Below are 24,208 nucleotides of genomic sequence, written 5' to 3'. Positions count from 1 at the left end.
AGTGATGATCAAACTGGGCAGCAGGGACCATAAACAACTGTTCTGTCGTAGCTTTTTAGACACCTATTTGGATTACGAGCCAGAAACCTTACCCTGGCCAGATCTCGATCCCATTTCCTTGGAGCGCTTACGCGGGATTCCCTTTTGGCGGGAAGCACTCTTAACGGAAAGCGAAGCCGGGGTGATGGTTAGTGCTTTTGCCGAAACCATTACGGACCCCCTGATTAGAGAAGCCGTCGCGCTTCAGGGCCGAGAAGAGCATCGCCATGCCCGTTTATTGCGGCATCTAATCGAGCGCTATGACATTGAAGTGTCCCCCCTACCCGAGATTACCGTTCCCGATCAAATTGAAACGGCCTTTACGGATTTTGGCTTTGGCGAATGCCTGGATTCCTACTTTGCCTTTGGCATGTTTGATTTAGCCCGCCAAGCCCAGTACATGCCGGAGAGCGTATTTAAAATTTTCGATCCGATTCTGGATGAAGAAGCCCGCCATATTGTCTTCTTCGTCAATTGGGTGACCTACCTACATATCCAGCAGGGTTGGAACATGGAAGGGCTACGCAGTTTCCGGGCTCTCTGGCATTACGGCAAGGCTCTAAAGACCTTAATTCAAGCTTTTGGTGGCAGTGCGGAGCAGCAAGAAGGTAAGCCCTTTACAGCTTCAGAAGCTGGACATTTTATGGACGATTTAACGGCCAACCAGTTCTTTATGACTTGCTTGGATGCCAATCACCAACGCATGGAGCGGTTTGATGAACAACTATTACAGCCCCTATTGATGCCTCGGTTATCCAAATTGGCCTTGACCTGCCTGCGTCTTTGGCCCAGGCGTGAGCCGATTCCCTCAGTCCAGGGAGGCTAAGATGCTAAGTTGGATTAGGATAGGGCGGCAATGACATCCCCACGTTATGTAATCGTCAACGGCGATGACTTTGGATTTTCCCATGGGGTGAATGAAGGTATCATTCAAGCCCATACCGAAGGCATTCTCACCAGTACCAGCCTGATGGTGACGGGGGAGGCGGTTGACGAGGCGGTTGACCTGGCTAAACAGCATCCCAGCTTGGGAGTGGGTCTGCATGTCGTGTTGGGCTGTGGCAAAGCAGTACTGCCTCCTGCGCAAATTCCTCACTTGGTGGATGAGCAGGGTCGGTTCCCGGATAATCCGGCTCAGGCGGGCTGGCGATACTACTTCAATCAGGCGGCTCGCCGAGAGCTGCACCGAGAAATTGAAGCCCAGCTCCAGCGCTTTTTAGCAACAGGTCTGCCTCTTTCCCATGTGGATGGACATTTACACCACCATGCTAATCCTGCCGTCCTGGACATTTTGATGGCTTTAGCTCCGAAGTACAACATACCGATCATCCGGCTCCCCTATGAGGAGTTGACCTATACCTTAAAGGCAGATTCTCAGGGCTGGCTAGCTAAGGGATTGGGGTGGTCGGTGTTTCGGCTGCTGCGTCGTCATGGAGAGCGGGTGCTTTCGGGTCAGGGGATACGGTATGCTGAGCGGGTCTACGGGCTTTTGCAATCTGGTGCTGTAACGGAGTCCTATTTGCTGGGATTAATTCCCCAAATTCAGGCCAATGTTGTAGAGCTGTATGCCCATCCTGCCATCGCATATCCTCATGAACCGATCAATGGCCCTGAGGGAGCGGGAGAGCGGGAATTAGCAGCCTTGCTGAGCCAGTCGGTCAAAGACCGGTTGCAAGCCAGTGGATTTCAACTGACTAATTTTCCTGAGCTTATTGCTTCAGCTGCATTTTGATCAATTTTCTGCTGATTGTCCTCCTGGTTGCAACCCAAGTTCTGGGTGATATTTGGCTTAGTCGGGGGATGAAAGTCTTCGGTGAGGTTACCTCCTATCACCCTGATGCCCTCTGGCAGTTAGCAGGCTATTTATTTACCAGTCCTTGGATTGGGTTGGGGGTCGTCACCCTGACGATCTCCATGCTGATTTATCTCGTATCCCTGACCCGACTGGATATGAGTTTTGTGCTGCCCATGCACGCCTTTAGCTATGTGCTCAATGCCTTGATGGCTTGGCTGATTCTGAAAGAGCCGGTTTCCTTAGCCCGCTGGTTAGCGGCAATTTTTATCTCCCTGGGCGTGTTTATTGTGGGGTGGAGTAAGCGGATAGACGATCGCAAAGCCCAGTTGCAGCCAGATGCAGATCCCAATATGAAGTCCTCTTGGATGCTGCTGCTGCCCTTGAGTTTTTACTGGCCGAAGATGTGGTTGGGTGTGTTAGTGCTGGTCTTGGCCGACTGTACAGCAGATATTTTGGTGGCCCGGGGCGTCAAGAAAATTGGTAAGTTTTCAGCTCGGTCTCTGACCTCTATTCTGTGCTGGCTAAAGAGTGTATTTGTAAATCCAGGGGTACTGATCGGGGTGGCGAGCTACACCGTTTCATTTCTGATGTTTATTTCGTTACTCAGCTGGGCGGATATTAGCTTAGTCCGTCCTGCCACGGGCTTAGGCTACATTATCAATCTCTGTGGTGCCCACTTTATCCTGAAGGAGCATATTTCTCCGGGGCGTTTAGCTGGCATTATTGTCATTGGTTGGGGTGTGGGCATTATTTCCCTAACGGGGTAGGCCCTTGTTGCAATGTTGGATGTATGGCTGCTTATCTTCCTTGGCTAATCTTTCCGTTTTGCTGCACGGCAGTCCTGTACTACTGCTATGCCATCTATGCGACCATCGACTTTTTTCGCCAAGACCATCCCGTGGACCCTGATTTTCACCCGCCGGTGACCATCCTTAAACCGCTATGCGGGGTGGATGTGAATACCTATGAGAATTTGGCCTCCTTTTGCCAGCAGGATTATTCTCAGTATCAAGTGATTTTTAGCGTCCGCGAAGCCTTGGATCCGAGTCTGCCGGTTGTGGAGCAGCTAATTCAGGCTTTTCCTGAAGTGGATATTGAGTTGGTGGTGTGCGATCGCACCATTGGTACCAACCTCAAAGTCAGCAACCTGGCCAATGCAGTTGAGAAGGCCAAGCATGAGGTGATTGTGCTGGCAGACTGCGACATACTAGTTCAACCCGATTATTTACAACAAATTGTGCAGCCTTTGGCTAATCCTCAGGTGGGGGTAGTCACCTGTCTTTATAATTCCTGGGCAAAAGGGTGGTTAGCAGGGTTTGAAGCCTTGGGTATTGCCACTCGCAACCATGCCAATGTTTTAGCGGCCCATAAATTGGAAGGAATGCATTTTGCCTTTGGCTCCACCATTGTGATTCGCCAGGCTGCTTTGGCTAAGATTGGTGGATTTGCCGCCCTGGCTGATCACTTAGCCGATGATTTTCATTTAGGGAATTTGCCCACTCAAGTGGGTTACCAGGTTATTTTGTCCCCTTATATTGTCCAACATCAACTAACGACGGCTAGTCTTGCTGAGTTCTTTCATCGTCAGGCGCGCTGGGCTCGGTGCATTCGTGTCGAACGATTTTGGGGGTATGTGGGTCTGCTCTTTACCTATGGCACCACGAGTGGATTGCTGTTTCTATGGGTAACCCAGGGATCTATATGGGGATGGTTGGTTTTTGTGGTGATGCTCGCGACCCGTTGGATCATGGCTTGGGTCATTGCGATTCACTATCTTCGCGATCAAGTAGCCCAGAGATTATGGTGGTTGGTGCCTATTCGAGATCTCGTCAATTTTGCGATTTGGTGTTACGGAATGGTGGGAACAACGGTGGAATGGCGTGGATATCGTTATAAGCTGTGCAAAAATGGCAAACTGACTTCAGTGATGTCAACCAGCACTCCCTAGCGCACGCTGCTATCAGGCCGAGGTCTGATTTAGACTTGGCGTAAAGACTGGGGCAAACCAACGCCAGCCGGACTCATCACCTTAGGTTTTACGATTATCGGTTCATCTTAAGCTCAAAGTACGATGAGCCTTATGTTGAATTAAAGGGGAGCAGAGAGATACGAGATTACCATCAGGGGAATGGAGGAAGATTGAGCAGAGAGGGGTTCTTCCCCAATTAAATACCCCATGCAGCCGTCCATCAGCATATAAACCGCTATGAGTCCTACCGCAGACACAGCAACCAGTACCCCAGCAAAAATGAGAGACTTTTCACTGGAATGGTGAGCCGTCTTCATTAACTGCAGGGACCAGATCACAAGTCCTATAGCGCCGACAAGTAGAATAATCATAACTTTACTAATTTTAATAAAATTAAAGACTAATCCACCACAAATCTGTGATTTTACAGGTTGATTTAAGAATTAAGCCTGGCGAATGGGAACTTGATGATCTTGCAAATGGGCTTTTATTTCAGCAATTGAAAGTTGTCCGTAGTGCAGAAGGGAGGCGAGCAAGGCCGCCTCGGCTTTACCTTCTGTCAAGGCTTCACGGATATGATCGCTGGTGCCAGCCCCACCGGATGCAATCACAGGGATCTCCACTTGTTCTGCAATGGTGCGGGTTAATTCCAAGTCGTACCCCGCTTGGGTACCATCACCATCCATGCTGGTGACCAGGAGTTCCCCCGCCCCCCGCTCTTCCATTTCCTTGGCCCAGGAGATCGCATCTAGCCCTGTGTTATCACGGCCTCCGCGAATAAAAACATCCCAGCCTGGATTGCCGTCACCTCGGCGACGAGCGTCAATCGCTATGACAATACATTGTCGACCAAAGCGATCGCTAGCCTGATTCACAAAGCCTGGATTGCGGACGGCAAAAGAATTGAGGCTGACTTTATCGGCCCCAGCTCGTAACAATTTTTTAATCGTTTCTAAGGATTGGATCCCTCCTCCCACGGTTAGCGGGATAAATACCGCTTCTGCTGTCCGATACACCACATCAAAGATGATGTTGCGATCTTCATGGGTGGCGGTGATATCCAGAAAAACTAACTCATCCGCTCCAGCCTCGTTATAAATCTGGGCCAACTCCACGGGATCTCCAGCATCCTTGAGGTTAACGAAGTTCACCCCTTTAACGACGCGTCCTGCTTTGACGTCTAAGCAGGGTAGAATTCGCTTGGCTAGCATGGTTTTGGCTTTTTCTGGAACTCAATCAGAGTAACATTCTATGACTGCTGGCATCACGACTTAAGCTTGGGATAGATGTGTTGAGATCACCCTCCATGCAAATCCACCGACTGCCTGCCTTTTCCGATAACTATATTTTTGTCCTCCACGATCCAGAGCAAAATATTGCTGCCGTAGTTGATCCAGCAGATCCTCAACCCGTTCTGAGGAAACTAGAAGATTTAGGCGCTGAGTTGGTGGCCATCTTTAATACCCATCATCATTCAGATCATGTGGGTGGCAATCGGACACTCCTCCAAGCTTTTCCAGCCGCCTTGGTCTATGGAGGAGAGCGGGATCGGGGGCGAATTCCAGGACAGCAATATTTTCTGACGGAGGGCGATCAGGTCTCGTTTGCCAGTCGCACAGCTAAGGTTTTTTTCGTCCCTGGTCATACTCGCGCCCATATTGCCTATTACTTTCCCCCTTGTATAGGAGAAGCTTGGGGTGAATTGTTTTGTGGCGATACCTTATTTGCTGGGGGATGCGGACGTTTATTTGAAGGGACGCCAGCTCAGATGGTGGACTCCTTGGGTAAGCTGCGCAAATTACCTGAGAGCACCCGAGTCTGGTGTGCCCATGAGTATACCCTCAAAAATTTGCAGTTTGCCCTTACGGTCGACTCGGACAATTCATACCTAAAAAATAGATATAAACAGGTGCAAGAAGCTCGCAGTCAATCCCAACCAACCATTCCCTCAGACATTGGCCTGGAGAAACAAACCAATCCCTTTCTGCGCTGGGATCAACCCCATTTAATTACCTATACAAAAAGCAATACCCCGGTTCAATGCTTTGCGCGGTTACGGGGAATGAAAGATCAATTTTAATGGGGTAATTAACTGAGGGCGTTGAGTCCACAAGCAGCCACAGCCAGAATGGCAACGCAGGCATAAAACGTGGATACGACACGAACTTCCGACCAGCCAGATTGCTCGAAATGGTGGTGAATGGGAGACATCTTCAGGAGGCGCTTGCCCACACCGTCAGGCCCCTTAGTGGCCTTGTAGTAAGTGACTTGGGCGATTACTGATAAGGATTCGACAAGAAAAAGACCGCTCAGGATCAATAACGCCCACAAAGTATTGGTAATCAACCCTACTGCGGCAAGCGCGCCACCCAATGCCAATGACCCCGTATCGCCCATAAAGACTTGAGCTGGATTGTGATTGTGGGCTAAAAAGCCTAAGCAGCTTCCTGAGAAACAGGCGCAGAAGATCATCAGTCCCGGCCAGTTGGGGGCGACCACCAGGGCTAGTCCGAGGAATGCGATCGCACTCGTTCCAGCTGCTAGTCCATCCATGCCGTCCGTTAAGTTGACGGCGTTACTTTCTGCGGCGACCACAAAAGTAGAGATGGCTAGAAACAGTACGCCTATGGGGAGGGTAAGTCCAAACGGTAAAGCCAATGCACTGATATCAGGGCGGGTTAAGAGTAGCCACACCCCAAAAATCAGGCCACTGCCAAACTCAATGCCTAACCTCAACTTTGCCGAGATTCCCTTGTTCGACTTCTTCCGCAGGATTTGCCAATCATCAAACCAACCCACCAGCCCCAAGCAGAGGGTAAGCAGGGCTGCTGCCAATACATTGACCAAGGTCAGGTGGGTCGCAGCCACCCAAGCCACGCTCAGGACCAAAGCAACTGGCATAAAGAAAATGCCGCCCATGGTGGGGGTGCCTGCTTTTTTGAAGTGGCTTTGAGGACCATCTTCTTGGATGATTTGAGATGCTTTGAGCGATCGCAACATTGGAACTGCCCAAATGCCCAACAGGATCACCATTAGGGTACTCACCCACAGCGGTGCCAGAATAGACAGACTGGGCGTGTTGATTCGACCTGAATGAATATCAGTTGCCAACGCCACCCCACTTAAACAGGCCAGCAATAGCCAATAAAGGTTGCGGCCAGCCCCAGATCGGGTTGACGCCGAGGCTTTATTTACTACGACCATCTTTCCCTATCTAGTCCTCATCCTCTTCATCAAAATCGTCTCCGCCCATTAGTGCATTGATTTCTTCGCTGTCTTCTTCTTCCCTTGCAGCAGCGGATTTCTCCTGATTATCCCGATCCATCAGCCGACCTGAACCTTCTAGCCATCCGAGGATAGAAGCGTCTTGCCGGGATTCCATGATTGGAGCTTTCTGTTCACGGGGTTGTTCACGGAGAGAAGGATTTTCCATTGTTCTTTACTGATGAGAATACTTGATATTGCGAGAAGGCCGCTTCTTATCTTACTCAGATCATGGGGATTTCGCATTCTTCAAGCATAGAGCCCCATCAAGCTAAAGGACAAAATTTATCGATGAATAAATAAAATGCCAGACTCTCAGAATTCTAGTTCGGCTAACTCCATCCATCGCTCTGTGGCCGTCTCAATTTCCGCTTCCAGGGTGGCGAGTTCCTCAGACAATTGCTGTACCTCGGAAAAATCACTGGGGGGAGAGCCATACAGGGTTTGCTCTAACTTGGCTTTCTTCGCTTCCAATTCAGGAATCTTATCTTCTAAGCTGGCAAATTCCCGCCGCTCATAATTGGACAGACGACGAGATCGTGAGGAGGATTGGGGTTTTCCTTTATTCTTTTCAGGGACAGATTCAACGGGTTTTGTTTTTTCCTTGGGTTGGCTGGGCTCGTCTTCAGCTTCAGCCTGCTTGATATCCAAATAAATTGAATAGTTCCCTGGATAACGACGAACTTGGGCATTCTCTAAGGCAAAGATGTAGTCCACCGTTCGATCCAAAAAATAGCGATCGTGCGAAACGACGATGACACAGCCATTAAAGTCTTCTAAATACTCTTCCAAAACCGCTAGAGTCTGGACATCTAAATCATTGGTCGGTTCATCTAAAATCAACACATTGGGCGCACTCATCAACACCCGGAGTAAAAACAGCCGCCGTTTTTCTCCCCCAGATAGCTTGTGAATAGGGGCATACTGCTGGTTGCCGGGAAACAAAAATCGCTCCAACATCTGCGAGGCCGAAATCTGGCTACCATCCGCCGTTTTGACAAACTCCCCCACCTCTTTGATGTAATCAATGACGCGTTGATCCTGATTGGCTGCAGCGACTAGATCGTCAGAATGCTGATCAAAGTAGCCAATATGGATGGTGGTACCAATCTCAACCTGCCCTGCATCCGGTTCAACCCGTCCGGTAACGATGTTCATCAAGGTGGATTTCCCTGTCCCGTTACCGCCAATGATGCCAATGCGGTCCTCAGGACTAAATTCGTAGGAAAAGTCCTGGATCAGGATGCGATCGCCATACCTTTTAGAAATCTGGGACAGTTCAATTACTTTTTTGCCGATCCGACGCCCCGGTGTGTCAATATCGACTTTGCCCTGGGCCTCCTTGAAGGTTTGGTCTTGCATGGCATGAATCCGGTCAATGCGAGCCTGCTGTTTGGTGCTGCGGGCTTTTGGTCCTCTTTTCAGCCATTCCAGTTCTCGTCGCAAAACCCCTTGATGTTTGCGCTGACTTTTGGCGGTTGCCGTCTCAGCCAACGCTTTCTTCTCCAAGTAATAGGAATAGTTGCCAGAGTAGGTATACAAATCCCCGCGATCAATTTCCAGAATCCGATTGGTGACTTGATCCAAAAAGTAGCGATCGTGGGTAATCAGCAGCAATGCCCCTCGATAGCGCTTTAGGTAACTCTGTAACCATTCCACCGATTCTGCATCTAGATGGTTGGTAGGCTCATCCATCAACAGCAAGTCAGGTTCTGAGAGCAGGGCCGTCGCCAAAGCAATTCGCTTGCGATAGCCACCTGACAAATCCCCGACCTTCGCCTCAAAGTCCGTAATTCCCAACTTGCTTAAAATTATTTTGGCATTGGTTTCCAGTTCCCATGCCCCCGTCGTCTCCATCTGGGCAGATATCCCTGCCAGCTTTGCCATCAGATTTTCGAGTTCAGCTCCCTCCACCTGAGACATTTGATGGGACAAGTCCTCATAGGTGCGGACCAACTGCATCTGCTCGCTACTGTCGTTAAACACCTGATCAAGCACGGTTAATTCGTCGTCTAGATCCGGCTGCTGGGGTAAATAAACAATAGTCGCTCCTGAGTTGACCTGGCGTTTGCCCCCATCAATCGATTCCATTCCGGCAATCATTTTCAAGACTGTGGATTTGCCTGACCCATTCACCCCAATCAGACCTATTTTGTCATCGGGCTCAATACTAAAGCTGGCATCTCGCAGAATTTCCTTAATGCCAAAATCCTTGCGAATGCCTTGCAGCGTGACGATACTCATCTGATCTGTGTTGAGATAGTAAGGAGATTTCCCTCTTGAGAAACGAGTCTCAGGGAAGCAAACACTCCAATTGTAGGGGGAAACCATGACTGCGACCTCACCCAAGCCCAGTGGCAATTTTTATCTGGGCTGTGCAATTTGGGCCTATAAGGGCTGGCTGGGGGATTTTTATCCTCAGGGCAGTTCTGCCAGCCAGTTGCTGCAGCTTTATGCTGAACGGTTAACAACCGTCGAGGTCAACGCTACGTTCTATTCCACGCCGTCTCCTGAAACGGTCCGTCGCTGGGCTGAGCAAACCCCAGAATCCTTTCAATTCTGCCCCAAGTTTCCCCGCACGGTCTCCCATGCCGGCCTGCTACACCCCCATATGGATGAAGCCGTCGATTTTATCCAGTTGATGCAGGGCTTAGGACCTCGACTGGGGCCGCTTTTTGTCCAGCTGCCTCCTAGTTATGGCCCTCAACAGTTCCCAGACTTAGCAACGTTCCTGACTAAGATTAATTCGCCTGAAGTGCCGTTAGCTGTGGAAGTTCGACATCCGCAATGGTTTCAACCACCCTATGCTAACCAGCTAAATGATTTGTTGTTGTCACTCCAAATTGGCAGAGTATTGTTGGACTCGCGTCCTATTTATCAAGGGCCGGACGATCCACAAGTGCATTCTCAACGCCGTAAACCAAAGCTGCCACTGCAGCCCGCTACCACAGCTCCCTTCACGGTGGTTCGTTATATTAGTCATCCCCAAAGGGAATTGAATGACATGTTTCTGGGAAATTGGGTGACTATTCTGCAAACTTGGTTACAACAAGGGATTGATGCTTATTTCGTTGTCCATTGCCCGTTGGAAGAACAGTCGCCCAGAACGGCTCAGTTGTTTCAACAGCTTTTACAGGAACAGATCACGATTCCACCGTTACCGTGGGATCAACTTACACCCCCTTCGACTCAGCTCAGCTTGTTTTGAAAGGGGTCTCCATCGAATCTTTCTGAGCCTAGAACCGCTGCTAAACAGACCCTTGAGAAGTAGTGCGATCGCATCCGCAATACCAAGCAAAGTCTCACCCCCAACCTAATCCCACCAGAACCCCACAGCCATATTCCGCTCTAAATAATCAACCAAATCTTCTACGGTTTGCTCGTCCATTGCTTCTGCATAATCTTCCATCGTGGCCCCTTCTCCTAATGGTGGTCCCACATATCCCTGATCCATCAGATCAGGACAAAAGTCATAAACGTCTTCTGCAAAGGCTAATCGGTTCTCGGGCAGGGTTTTGAAGGCCAATTCTAATGTGTCTCCTCCACCACCCATGATTTCAAAGTCGCAGAGCTTTTCCCAGGCGCGTAGCTTATCGATAATATCGGCGTTACTCAGTTCGTAGTTCCCGGCAGCAGTACCGAAAAATTGGACGATTTGGAAATGGTCGTCTAGTTTAACCACCCCAATCAAGGATCGTTCGGCTGAGTTGCCCAATGCTTCTTCAAAGTCTTCTTTGAGAAGTTCTTCTCGTCGCTGAAAATCTAGCGTAATTGGCATATAGCCTTTTGGGAGCTTGGATCTCAGTCTGAAGACTACTGCAATAGCATCCGGGGTATCCACTTCAAAGAAAATGCCATCAAGCTGCAATTTAATAAAGCGGCTGTTACCCGTTCCCTCTAGCTCAACGTTTCGTTGGATTTGTACGGTAGCGGGAAAGTCTTGCTCCAGTTGAGCTGCTTCCCTTTCATACCAATATTGAATTAGCTCCAGTTTTCTCAAGAATGTAGGAGATTCTGAATCGATAATAGAAAAGACCTCTGGTTCAAAATCAACTTGGGCCGCAATTTCCTGGTTTTGTTCGGGGGATAAAGACATGGCTATATTTGATATTTTTAGAAGCGAAGTAAATAGACCTCTAGCATAATTTGTTTGATGATGTGTTACTCACACAATTTATGCTGCGATCTGACTTGAATTTTTAGTCCTCTACCATATCGACAACTAAATTATGCAAGAGATCTAATCTATGAAATTCATTTTGGGGATTTCTAACAAGCAATTAAATTCTTAATCCTTAAAGGGGGAATGTGTTATTTATACTCTTTATAATTCAAGGTTAACTTGAGAGTAATTCTAGATAAATAGCTTGTTTATTTATTTTTAGCACTAAAACAGAGTGGTATTAATAAGTGTATAATTCATATTTATGTATGTAATTTAGTTGACTTGCTCCTACTTCTTGACTTAGCAAAAATCAGAAGACTGAAAAGGGAATCTAACTGCATATTAAACATGCTTTTTATAGCAAATTTTGAATTCATTTTTAATTTTGTTAGCGATAAAAAATCAAAGGGGTTCATTCTCGTTAAACCCCCAGCTCAACCATGATAAGTATGAATCCCGGAGTACATCTGCAGTGTCAATAACTGCATTTGCATCATCGCGACTGATTGGTGCTCCATGAACTGCGCTATTGGCAAGACGAGTAATTGATTGAACCAAGTTATATTGTTTATTGGTAATAGCGTATCCGTTGGCTAAAGCATGAAATACTCTAGCCACTGATGCATTTTTTGGAACCTCTATATTGAACCCCTTAGCTAAATTTTGACCAATAATTTCAAGTTCAATTCTGAGCCCAGTAAGTGCAAGTGCAGGGTCTTGATTTGCGAGTTCCCTATAATATGACAGCTCAAGTCCACTTGGTGAAGGTCTAAGGTCGTGTTTGAGCATTTGTGAATTGGCATCAGTAAGTGGAATTTTTGGTGCAGCTTCAATACGCTCTCGATGTGATTCTTGAATATCTGGATTAGTCCGAACATCAGCAGACAGCTCTTGTGCCTTGCCAAGTTCGTTCTGAAAAAATTCTACTGAGTTATCACCTATCTTGACGCTCGCAAGGCGAGTTAGTAAAAGTTTAACCTCACTCTTAAAAAAAGTAGATTGCAAGCACTGCTACAGATGGCCATGCTATCTCTTTTATGAACTCAAGTATTAGCTTTGCAATATCCATGGTGATGTAAAAATAAAATCTTTTTATTGCTAAAGCAACAGTATCGACTAAAAGTAATCAGGAAGCTAGTGCAGTATAAAATCTTAAATTTTAGAAAGAACGATTTTTATTAAAATCTTAATTAAGAAATTGTTTACTCTAGCTAATTAGTTTGATGTTGCACTAGGGTTAGGTATTGTTCATCAAACCTTAAGACTAAGAAATCTGCAAGACACCTCATAAGAGTCGGGTATCCTAAGTAAAAAAGCATTCATGACAGTGTCGTCCTTGCCGATGTCCGGGGTTTCCGGTCAAGAGATCTATCACCGCTTAGCCAAAAATATCCAAACCGTAGTTAAAGGACAGAAGCCTGCCATTCGCAAATTATTGGCAGCCTTTTTTAGTGGCGGCCATGTGCTGCTAGAGGACTATCCCGGTACAGGTAAGACCACCCTCGCCAAAGCCCTCGCTCTATCCGTTGATATTGAATTTAAGCGCATTCAATTTACCCCAGATCTACTGCCCTCAGATATTTTGGGCGTATCGATTCTCAATCCCAAAGATCAAACCTTTGAATTTCACCAGGGACCGATTTTTGCCAATCTGATTCTGGCCGATGAAATTAACCGAGCTTCTCCCCGCACCCAGTCGGCCCTCCTAGAAGCAATGGCTGAGTCTCAGGTCAGCATTGATGGTCAGCAAATGAAACTGCACGAACCCTTCTTTGTAATTGCCACCCAAAACCCCATTGATTCTCAAGGCACCTACCCCTTACCCGAAGCCCAGATGGACCGTTTCTCCATCCAGTTTGGGTTAGGGTATATCTCCGCTGAAGAAGAGGTGGAAATTCTATCCAACCAGATGCAGGCCCACCCGATTGACCAATTGCAGCCCTGTTTGTCTCTAGAAGATGTATTTACCCTCAAGCAAGCGGTCAAGCAGATTACCGTTAGCGAAGACCTTAAGCAATACGTCGTTAATATCGTCAATGCCACCCGGCAAGCAGAGGAAGTCCAGCTGGGAGCCAGTCCCCGCGGGTCGATTGCCTTAATGAAAATTGCCCAAGCCTTGGCCCTGTTTGATGGCACACCTGCCCTTCGCCCCAAGCATATTCAAGAGGCTGCTGTTTCCGTCTTGGCTCACCGCCTAGTCATGGATTCGCAAGCAAAATTTGCCGGTAAAACGGCAGAACAAGTGGTGATGGACATCATGAGGCGGCTTCCCGTTCCGGCATAACTCATGGTGGTATTAGCAACTCAAACTAATTGCTCCGAGGGGCAAACCATTTATCGTCACTTAGCGGGCAATATCCAGCAGGTGATTAAGGGGCAGGATGCGGCCATTCGCAAGTTACTGGCGGCCTTTTTTAGTGGCGGCCATGTATTGCTGGAAGACTATCCCGGCACGGGCAAAACTACTCTTGCTAAAACCCTGGCCTATTCCGTCGATATCGCCTTTAAACGGATTCAGTTTACCCCTGACTTATTGCCCTCCGATATTTTAGGGGTTTCGATTCTCAATCCCCAGGATCAGACCTTCCAGTTTCATGAAGGCCCAATTTTTGCCAACCTGATTCTAGCGGATGAGATTAACCGGGCCTCTCCCCGCACCCAATCAGCTCTCTTGGAAGCAATGGCTGAGTCCCAAGTTACGACTGATGGGCAACAACGACAGCTTCGCGATCCCTTTTTTGTGATTGCCACTCAAAACCCGGTGGACTTTCAAGGCACCTACCCCTTACCCGAGGCCCAAATGGATCGGTTTGCTTTGCAGTTCAGCTTAGGATTTGTGTCTCCAGCCGATGAGATTAAAATCCTCACCCAGCAACTGGAAGAGCATCCCATCCAGCGAGTGCAGCCCTGCATTTCCCTAGAGGAGATTTTTACCCTGAAGCAGGCGGTGAAGCAGGTGCGGGTGAGTCGAGAACTCAAGCGCTATATCGTCGATATCGTCGCCGCCACTCGACAGTTGCCAGAGGTCCAACTAGGGGCCAGCCCTCGCGGATCCCTCACCTTAATGAAAGTGGCCCAAGCCTTAGCCCTATTCGATGGCTATGAGTATGTTACCCCAGACCATATTCAGGAAATTGCCAGGGATGTCTTGGCCCATCGGCTAGTGATGTCCCCTCAAGCCTGCTTTGCTGAGCAAACCTCTCAGGACTGTATTGACCGTATTCTTACCAGTATTCCGGTGCCTGCCTAAGTTATGGATCGCTTTACTTATCGCTGTCTCCGATTGATGTATGTCACCCGCAAATGGCTGGTGCGGCAGTTTACCCCTGCGGGTTTAGGGGTACTAGCGGGCGGTATTGGCAGTGCGCTTGTCAGTCTCGGCTCCACCCGCAGCATGTGCCACGTTCTGTTCTTCTTTGCCTTGGCTCTGCTGATCATAGGGACCATTGGCAGCCGGTTGATTCAGTTTCGGTTTAAGGCCACCCGCCTGCTGCCCCGCTTTGGCACCGTTGGCGAACCGCTGCCCTACCAGGTGGTGATTCAGAATCTCTCTCCCCAGCCTCAGAAAGGATTAAAGCTAGTGGAGACCTTTGCCACCCCCTTCCCTAGCTTCCGGGAGTTTATTCAGATTAAGCGCCGCTATCCCGTTGGCAACCAATGGCGACCCCATTGGCGACGCTACCTAGCCAATCAGCAGTGGGCCACCGCCCACCTCCAAGACCTACCGACCCTCTCCACCAAAGGTAAAACCAAAGCTATGGTGGAAATTCTTCCCTTGCGGCGGGGTAGCTTGCATCTCCAAACCATAACCCTCGCTTGTCCTGATCCCTTGGGCCTAATTTATAAACGCCACACCTACGATATCGGCCAATCGATTTGTATTTTGCCCCAGCGCTATCAGCTTCCTCCGCTTAATCTATCCCTAGCCAGTCGCTACCAGGCCAGTGAAACCTTACGCACCACTACTGCTGGAGAAGCCCTAGAATTCCGCTCCCTACGAGACTATCGAGCTGGAGACCCAACCAATAAGGTTCACTGGAAAAGCTGGGCCAAAGTTGGTCGGCCCATCGTCAAAGAACAACAGGACGAGACCGCTATCCACCATGCCTTAATTCTGGATACCTTTCAGCCAGATCTTTATAGCGCCACCTTTGAAAAAGTAATTGCCGTTGCCATTTCTTTTCTGATGCAAGAGCAACCTGAAGCCTCTCTGCTGGATGTGATTTATGCTGCGCCAGATCCCCGATTGGCTACGGTGGGCAAGGGATTGCGCCAACGGGCACAAATTATTGAAACCGTCGCCACCCTCAACCCTAACCCTCATCGAGAACTGGATTGCCTAACCCCCATCATCCAAACTCGCTTATCCCGACTCAGTGGTTGCTTCTGCATTTTGCAGGGATATGATGATCAACGCTACGCATTTCTGAAAATGCTGGACCAGTATGGTATTCCCATCAAAGCCATCTGTTTGTCTGAACTCAGCTCAAATATGGATCCACGGGTTCAGGACTATTTCGGACCACAGCTTCATTTGCAGTCAGGTGCGATTCCCACTCTTCAACAGCAGTTATTGACCCTATGAAGCAATCCACTCCCACTCTATGTAGCTTATCCATCTGCTTTTGGGGCTATCAAACCGGGGTATGGATGATCGCGATTCCCATTTCCCTCGCTTTGGAAGCGAGGGAAATGGTCAAACAGCGCTGGTCCCTCACCCTCACTAATCTCAAGCAACTTCAGGTTGCCGCCCTTTTCCTGTGGTTGTTGGCGGTCTTCTTTTTGCCCCCTGTGTCTCCCGAAGCCATCCCCTACGCCGCTAGATATCACCTGATCAAGTGTTTGCCTGTTGGCTTATTCCCCTTCGTCCTGGCTCAGACCTACTGTCGGAATTTCGTCTCGGTCTATCGCCAGTATCTGGGTAATATGGCCCAGTCTTGGAAAACCGTTAATTGGTATTACCCCTACTTTGGCATTTGTTTGGTTGCCGCCAGCACCACAGGAGGTAACCTATTCGTCTTTCTGGCTATCACTGCCCTACTGATCGCCCTTTTCCTGGGAACAGTCCGTTGGCCTGTTAATCGCAAACTGGCTCTGCGTTTTTCTCAGTCCACTTTTTACGGTCTGATTGTCCTGGCATTGGTGCTGAGTCTAATTGGAACCCATCAGTTCTATTGGCTACAGACTAATGTTCGGCTGCCTGGCCCCGCCGTTTTTGGTGAGTTTTTTCAGAAAATGGCTCGAATTTGGCCCAATGATCCAGGACGAGGTTACCGGGAGGATCTGGATCGGATCGTTGAAGATATAGAGCTTAAAACAGAGACTGACACAATCGTTAGCACTAGAACTGACAATGGGAATCAAGCATCTAATACGCCTGACTTACCCAGCAGTTCGAACGGGAACTCGCCATCCTCAAGCACTTCAGCGCCCGAAACGCCAAATAACGCTAACAATGATAGTCGCAACCTATCAACCGCCGATAGTTCAACTCAGGAAGAGACTGCAGAAGATCTGCCTTCCGCATCACCCGAACAAGAGCCTGATTCCAATGTAATTCAGCCCAACGAGAACACAGGTACACCAGATATCCCCGATAGTACTCCCGATATTCCCGATAGTATTCCAAATATCCCCGGTCCGAGTCCTGCGCAAAACTCTGGAACGTCTCAACCTTCTAATCGTTCAGCGCCACCTTCAAACAGCGGGCAAGGCCGCAGGAATCCAGGGCAGATAAACCCTCCTAGCCAGCCAACTAAACCGGGTCGAAATAATGGACAATCCATCCCCGGTCTTGTGCAGAGATCGGGCGGCATTGTTGATCCTGAAAAGGCCCAGACTCAAATCGGTAATATTGGCTCTTTGCAACGCTCGAACGCCATTCTGTTTCGGGTTGCCCCCAATCAAAAGGCTAATAACCCCAAACCCCAATTCCCGCTCTATATTCGAGAAGCCACCTATAACCAATACAATTTTGGCACCTGGAAAGCTGCCAAATCTAAATTTTTGGCCAAACGTCCTTGGTCCAATCGCCAGAGCTGGCGCTTCGGTGCCAAAACAGGCCGGACAACTTCCGTCCGCATTTCATCTGACTTATCCCGAAAAGAGGGAATTCTCAAGCTGCCCTTAGGCACTTCTGAAGTCAACCAGCTTAAGGTCAAAGCCCTGAAAGAAAATCAGTATGGTACAGTTGCCATCCAGGGAAACCCGGGGTCCCTCGCCTACACGGTGCAGTATGACCCTCAACAAGCTTCAGATAGTCCACCCTCGGCTTTTGATAAAGCCGTTCCTACTGTTGAGAAGTCTACCCTCAAAAAGATTATCAAGTCCTTGGATCTCAAAGGTAAATCTGACGCAGAAAAGGTAGAAGCCATTTCAGCCTTTTATAAAGCACAAGGATTTAAATATTCCCTCGATCTGCCAACCCCCAAGAACAACAAAACGCCGATCGCAGCTTTCTTGTTAGACCATCGGTCCGGCCACTGCGAATATTATGCATCGGCCACCTCGCTATTACTGAGGGCAGCAGGTGTCCCCACCCGTTACGCGGTCGGCTATACCGCCCATGAATACAGCCCCACTGAACAACAATACATTGTCCGCTTAAAAGATGCCCATGCTTGGGTCTTAGCCTATGTAGATAATACTTGGGTCAAAGTCGAAACCACGCCAGGCGGTGGAATTACCCCAGATCGAAACTCTGCAAGCGAAACAGCCCAGAATAACAACGCTCAAGGGAATGACACCCGAGCCCAGGAGGGTTCGGTATCACGAGATGGAAACTCGACTGATGGCAACTCAACCCAGAACGGTACTTCATCTGAAGCTGGCTCCTCAACTGAGGAAAATAACAGGCCATCCTCTAAGTCTTTCTTCGAAAAACTATCGGAAGTTTGGTCTGCGTTGATGGTCCTGCTCTCTAAAAATTCGGAGACCTTGGTTTGGGCGGGTTCAATGATTGGTTTAGGACTGGTAATCGTTATTGGATCGATTTATTTAATCTGGCGGATGATCCGCAAAAGGCTTTCCCCGCGTTCAAAAAGGCGTAGAAGCCAGGGCTCAGAGCGCATCAGTCAACCGACTGCGGATGGACTTGATTCGGAGTTTTACCAAATTGAGAAACGCTTAAACGATTGGGGCCTTGCACGCCGTCCTTCAGAAACCGTCCGCAAATGGTTGGGGCGGCTAGAGCAGGAATTGCCCGATTCCTATATGAGCGAGTTACACCTCATTATTGATCTGCATTATCGGTACCGCTTCGACCCCCAAGGTCTTACTGACGAAGAAAGAGCAAAGTTGAAATTAATGATCCAATCTTGGCTCAGTGAATTTAAACAACTGACTGGGCAAGGGACTCACTCAACGATAAGCCAATGAGGCATGGGACAGCTCTATACCGATGCAACTTTAGGGCCAATCAAGCAATCACTTTAAGACCATACTTCATCCCTACAGAATTGACTTTTGTATTACGCTAAACGTAGCAAAATAATGGACGATTCAATCCTTCCGTTGTAAGCATACGCTTGCCCTTGTTGAGGGAGGCAACTGATTAATCAAATTCGATAACTTCTAGCGGCAACAAAAACTGCATTAGAGCAGCGCAATTCCACTCCTGCTGCTGGCTGTTGCAAATGCCATAGGCGAGTTTGGCGACCGTGATAGCGGAGATACCGACCTCAGATAGTGACTTTCGTTAGCACAAAGAGGCTATCATTATTGCCTCGGCCAATGCGTAAGTCTTCATCCAAATAAGTGGTCTCTAGCCAACCTGCTGATCGCTCTGTGTTCAGGGGAACGTTCAGGGCTGCCACGGGACTTTGGGTTTCCAATCGGGAGATGAGCGTATCCAGAGATGGATAATTCATCAACCCCTTGAGACCAAAAATAGAACGCTCAAAGTGGACTTGAACTCGGCGCTCGGACATAGGCGAAAGACGAGCGGCAACACAAACAACTGCTTCTAAAAAAGGGAGACCTTGCAGTTCTAAGACATTATAGAGTTTCAGTTCTTGCCCCCGAATACATTGATAAATTGGCCCTGCGGGCACCATGGGAAGCCTTGCTAATCCCAGTAAGTCCTGACTAGTGGTGTAAATCAGCCGCCAGACACCGCTTAAGCGTTCCCGGTGATTGAGGGGTTGTGGTGTTGGATTTTGGACCTCAAGCTGAACGACCTGATCGAGAACTTGACTGCGATTCGCTTCCGACGTAATCACGCCGCGATTGGTACCTGCGATCGCAGCGAGTAACTCTGCTTTGGCAATCATGTCTTAGCTCTCCAGTGTCAACACGACAGATCAGGCTTCATACCTACAGTACCGCTCCTCGCCATTGTAACCAACCTTCGATATGAGAGGGCTGCACGAGAAAATAATATCGGGCTAAGAGGGCTCTTCTCTCTCTAGCCATAGCGATAGGCGTTTAGCCGTTCTAACAGTTGTTCTGTTCTGCGCGAAACCGCAAACCAATCCCTCAACTGCAGGGCCTGCTTGGGGAATAAATAACTCGACAGTCCGACTCCAGTGGCTCCCGCAGCGATCAAATCTGCAGCATTTTCTAAGGATACTCCTCCAGTCGGAATTAGAGGAATATGACCCAGAGGACCTTGTAAGCTTTGAATATACTGGCTGCCCCCCATCATTTCCACCGGAAAGATTTTGACACTACTTGCGCCTGCCTGCCAAGCCGACACAATCTCCGTTGGAGATAATGCCCCAGGTATAATTGCCATCTTTCTTGCGACGGCAGTATGGATAATATCTAGATTGACATGGGGACAAAAACAAAATTGTGCACCAGCTGCCAGGGCCGCATGCAACTGATCAACTGTAACCACAGTGCCTACGCCAATCTTACAGTGTGGTAACGCTTCTCTCAGCTGAGCGACTAAAGTGGCCGCTTGCTCACTATTCCAGGCAATTTCAATCAGAGCCATTCCGGCCTGGGCAACAGCCTGGGCCATATGAAATCCCAGGGTTAACTCAGGAGCCCGAATCACACCAATCGCGCGGTGATAGGTCACCGTCTCTAGCCAATCAGCCTGCCTCAAAAGAAAAACGTTGTCGTCACCTATCGCTGAGCATAGGCTGCCATTGGCTCCTTGATCCAGCGGATGTAGAGATGCTTAAAAGTGGACCGCAGAACCCGAGGCGCACCAAAGTCAATGGGCATCAGCTGATCGGGTAAGCGCCAGTCGTCTACCCGCATCTTGTGAGGATGATGGAGGGGAAATTGAATATCGTCCCAAGCTGGACAATATCCGAGACGAAGTGCCGCAGCCATTGTCGGCACCCGCTCAGCGTCCACTTGCAACACCTCTAAAATCGCTCTGTCCAAAGCGAAAACATTGCTAGCTGCTGCCAATATCCCCAAGGGTCTGGGGTCACCGTTACTAGGACCATTCCCCTCATGGGCAATAATGCCATCCAAAATCGTCAGATTAGGAGCAAGGGCTCGTGCGGTTTCCACGAGCATTTCGCCAAATCGATCGACATCCTTACCGGCTTCCATATGCCACCAAGCTTTCATCTTTCCTGGGACACAGCCAAATAAATTTTTTACCCCTAATGTCATGGTCAACTGCACGTGGGACTTCACTTTTGGCAGATTGATCACCACATCGGCTTCCATTGCCTCTTTGGACAGCCGCAGATGGTCAAAGGATGGGCTGTCTGTGGGGTAACGGCTGCCATGTAATTCAACCACGGGTAGATCCAGGGTTTGCAGCAGGGGCTCATAACCGTTGGCCTTGGCGACTCCCCGCGCACTGCCAAAGGCAGGACTATCCCCAATAAAAGGATGTCCTCCTGCTGAAATAACCATTTTGGCAACTTCTGCCACCAACGCTGGCCGAGTGGTACAGTCCCGCTCTGGGCGTCCGCCAGTTAATAAATTTGGTTTGAGTAAAACCCGATCCCCTGGCTTAACAAATGCCGCTATCCCCCCCAGCGGAGCCAGTAACGCGTCGAGGGATGTCCTCAAACGAGTCGTTTCATAACTATGGGCTGGCAAGAGACAAACAGAATGAGTCATACCACTATCCAATCCAAACAATAGGCTAACTAGAGATCTCAGAAGCAGACTCAGAATCGGGGGGATTAGATTCACTTACACCAGTCGAGTCCCCATTCTGGACTTCATCAGCTGACCTGCGTTTACGCTGAGCTTCCAAAATATCATCCATTGCCTGGCGAACTTGGGCAATTTTGTCTAAATTCCCTCGATAGATTTCTAGATCTTTCTGCAGTTTACTTTCTGAGATATTGAGAACGGTACAGATATTGGGCAGAAACTTGGCCAGAGACTCCTCATCTTGAGTGATGTTTCCTTCACTCAGCTCTAGAAGGGTAAACAAGCCAATTGCAAACAAACGACTGTATTTGAATTTAGGATTTTGAGCAATGTTGCGTAACTGCCACTGCAGTTCATCTCCTCCAGAATTGGCGGCTTGAGTAATCCATTCCAGCATCTCCTGAGCAGATTTTGACTGGGCCAATTCCTGCAAGCGCTGGCCGTCTTTGCGGATTTGGATGGGGTCGGCCTCTTGAGCCTTACACAGGGCACTAAAAATGGCTTCTTTGTCATTTACAGGTTGATACCCCTCCATAAATCGGTCGAAAGAGGTCGTCACACCAAGGGCAAAAATGGGATCGTAGCGAAAATCTTCATTAACCCGCAGTAGATGCATCTCTACCATCAGCTCTTCTACGACTCTTCGGTAAACAGAGTTCACAGGGCGAGTATGGATGGAGTAAAAAGCTCGCTTAGTATCAGAAACAGTACGCAGGTTAGTCACAATTAGGAAAGAAAGAAAAACTACAAATATTATCCCAGCTAAAGCAGGGGGGCGCCAGCAGAGAAGACCATCATGGGTGCTCAGTCGATCAAACTTTAGTCTTTCTGCGTCAAAATGGGTAATAGCCTGGTTTAGTTTTACAAACTGGTCGTTCCAGTAAGTTATCTTTCCTGGAAGGTATTTTTATGGTTGTTTGCTAGCCTAACAGATGCTTACGATTGAATAATGAACCCTCAAGTAAAAAACAAACTTAAGAGATGTCTACAATCTATTTGACCCATCATAATGATGATATTTCAAGAACTGCGATATTTCACACCCCGTAATGGGTAGGATAAGGAAAGGTGCTAACAGCAAAATCTGGGATAAATATTTGTGGTGGACGTTGATCAAACAAAGATTTTGAAACTGGCTCAGCAAGGGAATCAACAAGCAATTGCAGTTGTCCTCAATCGCCACCTGATGCCCAAGGGAGCTCATATTAAGGTAAAGCATAAGGACAACTGTTTACAGATCCTGTTGCACACTCCACAAAAAGCTCAACAGTCAACCTTGATTCAAATGCTACGCGAGCAATTAATGATGCTCCGTCCAGCAGGGTTTATCTTCGTTAAAGTATATAATCCTCACCCTGGGAAAAAAACAGCTAGCCTGATTCATGAATTCAGCTTAGATTCTGCAACAACTCCATCTCAAACAGTACAAAAATCTCGTCCGGCTCCGAATCAGTCTTCACCTGTTCATTCCTCTCAGCGCTCTTCTGTGGCTGAAGTGCTCTTGCATATGAGTAGCCTGGACGATCTGAAAGTTTTGCAGGATCACCCCTTCTTTACCGGAAAGTGTCCTCAATGCAATAGCCCCTATATTCAGCAAGATCCTCCTCCGGTTTATTGGGATTGCCCAGAATGTGGGTGGGAGGACAACTTAAGCCAGTTTATTCCTGAGACTGGTGTTGACAACCATGCCAAACAGAAAAACTTCGCCGACAGCAAGAAACTAGGGAACTACCTGATGGAAGCTGGGTTGTTAACCTCTGCTCAAATTGAAGTAGCACTCGCTGACCAGCAAATTACAGGTATGCGGCTGGGAGAAGTTTTGGTGAGAAGAGGCTGGGTGAAAGAAGAAACCATCGAATATCTAATGCAGAAGGTGATCCTACCTGAGCGTACGTCCACCCAAGATCAATCATCTTCCTACTTAGAGTTAAGCAGAAAATTGTTAAAAACATTAATGAGTCAAGCTGGAACTGCTGCCAATGTAGAGGAGCAACCCCAGAACATCCCCGTCCCCTCAAATCAACCCAATCGTCCGGCTGCCAGTGAGCGCGCCACGCTGGTTCTTCCTGATGCGGATGTCAGCGATTACCTAGATGATTTCCCCTCTGCAAGTGGGTAGGACTGTCGGCCAGCTTCTATTCTAGAACTCTAAGATGCAAGGGCGACCTCTACTAACTGCTGTAGCTCCCCTTGCTGATATAACTCCATAAGCACATCGGACCCCCCCACAAATTCTCCATTGATATAGACTTGGGGGATAGTTGGCCAGTTTGAGTATTCCTTGATACCTTGACGAATATCGTAATCTTCAAGAACGTCCACTGTTTCGTAGGGGACACCAAGGCTATTAAGGATTTGAACCGCATTGTTGGAAAATCCACATTGAGGCATCAGTTTTGAGCCTTTCATAAAAACCAGTATTTTGTTGGTTCGAACCAAATTATCAATACGTTCTTTCAGTGCAGGAGTCATAATACTTGAGTTCCTAAAAATTAATGGAAATGGATCGTCATAATGTAATTACAAGGGGTAAACAACCCGTCTCAGGGGAGTTCACTTAACTAGCTTGCTGAGACTGCCATTTTTCTGGCGTAAAAGTTTTTAGGGCTAAAGCGTGTAGTTGCTCACTAGCCATAACTTGGTTGACCGTCTGATAGACCAATTGGTGCTGTTGAACTAAATTTTTCCCTTCAAACTCAGAGGAAATAACCGTTGCTTGGTAGTGATCACCGCCTCCAGTTAAATCCTGGACAAAAACTTCAGCCCCTGGCAAACCGGATTGGATTAACGTGGCCAAGTCGTCTGGATTAATCATTGGAATGAATTAGGATGCAGAGAACTCAATTAGTCTAACTTTAAACTAAAGTACAGTTGTGTCTTTCGCACTCGGAAGGGCAATAGC

General features: G+C 48.3%; 24 protein-coding genes. 11 read left to right on the top strand and 13 right to left on the bottom strand.

Translation table 11 applies throughout. The features are described from left to right. The first annotated feature begins 1 nt into the window (after nucleotide 1). Genes Q0991_RS06645 through hpnI form a run of 4 tightly spaced genes read left to right on the top strand, consistent with a single transcriptional unit; the run spans nucleotide 2 to nucleotide 3,782 of the window. Entirely contained in the window at nucleotides 2–865 is an 864-nt protein-coding gene (locus Q0991_RS06645; RefSeq protein ID WP_299486625.1) for a ferritin-like domain-containing protein, read from the top strand. Between the two features lie 30 nt (nucleotides 866–895). Beyond that, on the top strand, nucleotides 896–1,771 hold the full coding sequence (gene hpnK / locus Q0991_RS06640; RefSeq protein ID WP_299486623.1) for a hopanoid biosynthesis-associated protein HpnK: 876 nt from the start codon (nucleotides 896–898) through the stop codon (nucleotides 1,769–1,771). After that, nucleotides 1,768–2,601: an EamA family transporter gene (locus tag Q0991_RS06635; protein ID WP_299486621.1), complete on the top strand. Its 834-nt coding sequence runs from the start codon at nucleotides 1,768–1,770 to the stop codon at nucleotides 2,599–2,601. Before hpnK ends, Q0991_RS06635 begins: the two co-directional genes overlap by 4 nt. 23 nt (nucleotides 2,602–2,624) lie before the next feature. Next, nucleotides 2,625–3,782 carry a bacteriohopanetetrol glucosamine biosynthesis glycosyltransferase HpnI gene (gene hpnI, locus Q0991_RS06630; RefSeq protein ID WP_299486620.1) on the top strand — a complete coding sequence of 386 codons (1,158 nt, stop codon included), beginning with the start codon at nucleotides 2,625–2,627 and terminating at the stop codon, nucleotides 3,780–3,782. Between the two features lie 140 nt (nucleotides 3,783–3,922). On the opposite strand, the gene Q0991_RS06625 is transcribed toward hpnI, so the two are convergent. Together Q0991_RS06625 and hisF are read right to left on the bottom strand one after the other, a co-directional pair. Next, the gene (locus tag Q0991_RS06625; protein WP_299486618.1) at nucleotides 3,923–4,174 is read right to left on the bottom strand and encodes a hypothetical protein; all 252 of its coding nucleotides are present in this window, start codon (nucleotides 4,172–4,174) and stop codon (nucleotides 3,923–3,925) included. Between the two features lie 72 nt (nucleotides 4,175–4,246). Then, a complete protein-coding gene (gene hisF / locus Q0991_RS06620; protein ID WP_299486616.1) occupies nucleotides 4,247–5,014 on the bottom strand; it encodes an imidazole glycerol phosphate synthase subunit HisF in 768 nt (255 codons plus the stop codon). Nucleotides 5,015–5,109: 95 nt separating this feature from the next. Here hisF and gloB point away from each other — a divergent pair, with 95 nt between their 5' ends. Continuing rightward, nucleotides 5,110–5,883 (top strand): hydroxyacylglutathione hydrolase, encoded by a 774-nt coding sequence (gene gloB, locus Q0991_RS06615; protein ID WP_299486614.1) that lies wholly within the window; start codon nucleotides 5,110–5,112, stop codon nucleotides 5,881–5,883. Nucleotides 5,884–5,891: 8 nt separating this feature from the next. On the opposite strand, the gene mraY is transcribed toward gloB, so the two are convergent. From mraY to Q0991_RS06600, 3 genes are all read right to left on the bottom strand, one after another. Further along, complete coding sequence (gene mraY / locus Q0991_RS06610; protein ID WP_299486612.1) at nucleotides 5,892–7,007, bottom strand: phospho-N-acetylmuramoyl-pentapeptide-transferase; 1,116 nt, start codon at nucleotides 7,005–7,007, stop codon at nucleotides 5,892–5,894. 10 nt (nucleotides 7,008–7,017) lie between these two features. Beyond that, on the bottom strand, nucleotides 7,018–7,236 hold the full coding sequence (locus tag Q0991_RS06605; protein ID WP_299486610.1) for a DUF3134 domain-containing protein: 219 nt from the start codon (nucleotides 7,234–7,236) through the stop codon (nucleotides 7,018–7,020). A gap of 146 nt (nucleotides 7,237–7,382) precedes the next feature. After that, entirely contained in the window at nucleotides 7,383–9,311 is a 1,929-nt protein-coding gene (locus Q0991_RS06600) for an ABC-F family ATP-binding cassette domain-containing protein (protein ID WP_299486627.1), read from the bottom strand. Nucleotides 9,312–9,396: 85 nt separating this feature from the next. On the opposite strand from Q0991_RS06600, the gene Q0991_RS06595 reads away from it, so the two are divergent. Continuing rightward, nucleotides 9,397–10,275, top strand: coding sequence for a DUF72 domain-containing protein (locus tag Q0991_RS06595; RefSeq protein WP_299486608.1), 879 nt, complete (start codon nucleotides 9,397–9,399; stop codon nucleotides 10,273–10,275). A 105-nt stretch (nucleotides 10,276–10,380) separates the two neighbouring features. Here Q0991_RS06595 and Q0991_RS06590 read toward each other — a convergent pair whose 3' ends face one another. After that, a complete protein-coding gene (locus Q0991_RS06590; RefSeq protein ID WP_299486606.1) occupies nucleotides 10,381–11,163 on the bottom strand; it encodes a DUF4253 domain-containing protein in 783 nt (260 codons plus the stop codon). A 471-nt stretch (nucleotides 11,164–11,634) separates the two neighbouring features. Beyond that, entirely contained in the window at nucleotides 11,635–12,237 is a 603-nt protein-coding gene (locus Q0991_RS06585; RefSeq protein WP_299486604.1) for a hypothetical protein, read from the bottom strand. A gap of 337 nt (nucleotides 12,238–12,574) precedes the next feature. Here Q0991_RS06585 and Q0991_RS06580 point away from each other — a divergent pair, with 337 nt between their 5' ends. Genes Q0991_RS06580 through Q0991_RS06565 form a run of 4 tightly spaced genes read left to right on the top strand, consistent with a single transcriptional unit; the run spans nucleotide 12,575 to nucleotide 18,609 of the window. Beyond that, a complete protein-coding gene (locus tag Q0991_RS06580) occupies nucleotides 12,575–13,516 on the top strand; it encodes a MoxR family ATPase (protein ID WP_299486603.1) in 942 nt (313 codons plus the stop codon). A 3-nt stretch (nucleotides 13,517–13,519) separates the two neighbouring features. Then, entirely contained in the window at nucleotides 13,520–14,482 is a 963-nt protein-coding gene (locus Q0991_RS06575) for a MoxR family ATPase (RefSeq protein WP_299486601.1), read from the top strand. 3 nt (nucleotides 14,483–14,485) lie between these two features. Next, nucleotides 14,486–15,817, top strand: coding sequence for a DUF58 domain-containing protein (locus Q0991_RS06570; protein WP_299486599.1), 1,332 nt, complete (start codon nucleotides 14,486–14,488; stop codon nucleotides 15,815–15,817). Next, nucleotides 15,814–18,609 carry a transglutaminase domain-containing protein gene (locus tag Q0991_RS06565; protein WP_299486597.1) on the top strand — a complete coding sequence of 932 codons (2,796 nt, stop codon included), beginning with the start codon at nucleotides 15,814–15,816 and terminating at the stop codon, nucleotides 18,607–18,609. Before Q0991_RS06570 ends, Q0991_RS06565 begins: the two co-directional genes overlap by 4 nt. Nucleotides 18,610–18,911: 302 nt before the next feature. Here the strand turns inward: Q0991_RS06565 and Q0991_RS06560 are convergent, their stop codons facing one another. From Q0991_RS06560 to psb29, 4 genes are all read right to left on the bottom strand, one after another. After that, nucleotides 18,912–19,502, bottom strand: a complete 591-nt coding sequence (locus tag Q0991_RS06560) for a PAP/fibrillin family protein (RefSeq protein WP_299486595.1) — start codon at nucleotides 19,500–19,502, stop codon at nucleotides 18,912–18,914. A gap of 134 nt (nucleotides 19,503–19,636) precedes the next feature. Next, nucleotides 19,637–20,284, bottom strand: coding sequence for a bifunctional 4-hydroxy-2-oxoglutarate aldolase/2-dehydro-3-deoxy-phosphogluconate aldolase (locus Q0991_RS06555; protein WP_299486593.1), 648 nt, complete (start codon nucleotides 20,282–20,284; stop codon nucleotides 19,637–19,639). 20 nt (nucleotides 20,285–20,304) lie between these two features. Then, nucleotides 20,305–21,267 (bottom strand): DUF362 domain-containing protein, encoded by a 963-nt coding sequence (locus Q0991_RS06550; protein ID WP_299486591.1) that lies wholly within the window; start codon nucleotides 21,265–21,267, stop codon nucleotides 20,305–20,307. A gap of 25 nt (nucleotides 21,268–21,292) precedes the next feature. Then, entirely contained in the window at nucleotides 21,293–22,030 is a 738-nt protein-coding gene (gene psb29, locus Q0991_RS06545; RefSeq protein WP_299486589.1) for a photosystem II biogenesis protein Psp29, read from the bottom strand. 378 nt (nucleotides 22,031–22,408) lie between these two features. Between psb29 and Q0991_RS06540 the strand changes: the two genes are divergently transcribed. Then, nucleotides 22,409–23,425: a hypothetical protein gene (locus Q0991_RS06540; protein ID WP_299486587.1), complete on the top strand. Its 1,017-nt coding sequence runs from the start codon at nucleotides 22,409–22,411 to the stop codon at nucleotides 23,423–23,425. Between the two features lie 29 nt (nucleotides 23,426–23,454). On the opposite strand, the gene grxD is transcribed toward Q0991_RS06540, so the two are convergent. Then, complete coding sequence (gene grxD, locus Q0991_RS06535) at nucleotides 23,455–23,778, bottom strand: Grx4 family monothiol glutaredoxin (RefSeq protein WP_299486585.1); 324 nt, start codon at nucleotides 23,776–23,778, stop codon at nucleotides 23,455–23,457. Between the two features lie 85 nt (nucleotides 23,779–23,863). Continuing rightward, a complete protein-coding gene (locus tag Q0991_RS06530) occupies nucleotides 23,864–24,121 on the bottom strand; it encodes a BolA/IbaG family iron-sulfur metabolism protein (protein ID WP_299486583.1) in 258 nt (85 codons plus the stop codon). Between the last annotated feature and the right edge of the window lie 87 nt (nucleotides 24,122–24,208).

Source organism: Acaryochloris sp. IP29b_bin.137, assembly GCF_028285745.1.
Classification (GTDB): domain Bacteria; phylum Cyanobacteriota; class Cyanobacteriia; order Thermosynechococcales; family Thermosynechococcaceae; genus Acaryochloris.
This window is presented reverse-complemented; position numbering and strand designations above follow the sequence as displayed.